This is a genomic window from Carboxylicivirga litoralis, from assembly GCF_025499605.1.
Classification (GTDB): Bacteria; Bacteroidota; Bacteroidia; order Bacteroidales; family Marinilabiliaceae; genus Carboxylicivirga; species Carboxylicivirga litoralis.
The window spans coordinates 1-2,425 of sequence record NZ_JAFMVC010000074.1 but is presented as its reverse complement, the minus strand read 5'-3'; the positions used below and the strand labels follow the sequence as shown (position 1 = coordinate 2,425).

Below are 2,425 nucleotides of genomic sequence, written 5' to 3'. Positions count from 1 at the left end.
ATGATGATGGCCAGTCCACAAACCCACATCACTATCTCAAATACAAGCTTGTAGGGTTTGCGTAAAAAGTAATTACTATCGGAAATTGATTTGCGAATGCCATGAGCCGCTATGATTGAGGTAAGATAAACAACCAATGCTATAAATGCCGTGAAAAGGCTTGCTATTACTAATGCTTTCATAATTATTGTAGTGTAATGGTTTTGTCTGTTTCGTCTTTGAAAGTGAGCTTCAGATTGTTTCCTGCAACATCTACCGATAGGCTATCCACATCGGCATCCACGAAGTTTTTCATGAAGTTGATTTGGAAGTTCAGTATCTCAGCCAGCTTTGTTTCCCAATCTTCACCTGAGAAAATGCCGGAATCAGCATATACCTGTAAGAACTTTTTTAGGAAGTCAGGAATGTTCTGCAAATTGACATCCCAGTCAGCCCCAACGGTGGCATTTTCTTCAATACCCGAAAGCTTGTCTTCATCTGCTTGTGGGTAACTGCGTTTAGCATTATTGGCTTCAATGGCTGCTACCTGTTCTACTGATATGGTTGTCGGTTTATTCTGAATATTGGTGTCCCAATCGGCTCCAACAGTAGCACCCTCTTCAATTCCACCAAGCTTGGTTTCATCCGCTTCGGGATAAGAGCGTTTTGCCGTGTTCGCTTCAATAGCAGTAGATTGTTCCTCTGTTATGGTAGTAGGTTTATTGGCAATATTCGTATTCCAATCCGCCCCGGCTGTGGCGTTTTCTTCAATACCCGAAAGTTTGTCCTGGTCAGCTTGTGGGTAGCTTCGTTTTTGGGCATTGGTTTCAATAGCTGCTGCCTGTTCTGCCGAAATGGTAACAGGTTTATTCTGAATATTAGTTTCCCAATCTGCTCCAACAGTAGCACCTTCTTCAATTCCTCCAAGCTTTGTTTCATCCGCTTCGGGGTATGAACGTTTAGCTGTGTTCGCTTCAATAGCGGTTGCCTGTTCCTCAGAAATAGTGGTCGGCTTATTGGCAATATTTGTCTCCCAATCAGCTCCGGCAGTTGCGTTTTCTTCTATGCCAGAAAGTTTATCTTGATCGGCTTGTGGGTAGCTTCGCTTTTCGGTATTTGCTTCAATAGCTGCTGCCTGTTCTACCGATATGGTCACAGGTTTATTTTGAATATTGGTTTCCCAATCTGCTCCCACAGTAGCCCCTTCTTCAATCCCTGCCAATTTGTTTTCATCCCCTTCGGGATAGGAACGTTTTGCAGTATTTGCCTCGATTGCGGTTGCTTGTTCCGCTGTAATCGTTGTTGGTTTGTTGGCAATATTTGTTTCCCAATCAGCTCCGACAGTTGCATTTTCCTCTATGCCCGAAAGTTTATCTTCATCGGCTTGCGGATAACTGCGTTTAGCATTATTGGCTTCAATATCGGCAGCTTGCTGTGGAGAGATGGTTACAGGTTTGTTCTGAACATTCGTGTCCCAATCCGCACCAACGGTGGCGTTTTCTTCAATCCCTGCCAACTTGTTTTCATCGGTTTCGGGATAAGAACGTTTTTGTGTATTTGCCTCGATAGCTGCTGCCTGTTCTACTGATATGGTAGTTGGCTTATTCTGAATATTGGTATTCCAATCAGCCCCGGCAGTAGCACCTTCCTCAATCCCTGCAAGCTTTTCTGCATCAGCTTGTGGGTAGCTGCTCTTTTTGTTGTTGTTCTCAATTGCCGTTGCCTGTTCTGCACTAATGGTCGTTGGTTTGTTTTGCAGTTCCTCAAAATTAGAAGTCAGGTTCATATCGTTTTCCAACTGCGAAAGCTTTGTTGGAATGGCAATATTTATATTACCATCAGGGTCGGTTACAAAACCACCGTGTACCTCGATACCACCATTGGGCATATACACAGGACTTTTCTCAGATATGAGCAAATCTTCAACATTCCCGGCGATTATCAGACCGCCACTAATTTGCTGTACAATGGTTTTTGGTCTGTATTCCGGAGCGGACTTTGAACGTGCAATATTGATGAATGAACCAACCGAAGCCCTGTCAAGTATCGTGTCCTGAATATCCCTGTTCATCTTGAAGTAGGTATCAGAAAACACAATCTTGTTGTAGCCCCTGTCAAATACACACGATTGATTGACCTTCGCCTCAAAACAGCAATCATCAATGTTGGTGGTACTGTTCAGAAAGGCAATTGCACCGCTTCCGGCATCGGTATATTCAAAACGTATGTCTGCAAAATTGATAGCACTATTGTAAATTTCAATAGCCTTATCACTTTGGAAAATCACAGGCTTAACGAATGTTCCAACCACACCATCCACCTTATTGCTCAATGAGCAGATGTTGATTTGGTAGGAGAAATCACGAAGGACCAGGAACGTTCCCAAATCGTTGATGTAAGTACCATCCTCGAACATGATGCTGATACTTGCACTTTTGTTGGTGTG

2 protein-coding genes are annotated in these 2,425 nt (G+C 43.4%); both read right to left on the bottom strand.

Annotated features, from left to right (window positions below):
* The coding region (locus tag J1N10_RS20670; RefSeq protein ID WP_262328630.1) for a hypothetical protein at positions 1-182 on the bottom strand (182 nt) is incomplete at its 3' end.
* A gap of 2 nt (positions 183-184) precedes the next feature.
* Positions 185-2,425 (bottom strand): hypothetical protein (locus J1N10_RS20665; protein WP_262328629.1); only part of this gene is annotated, 2,241 nt, incomplete at its 5' end.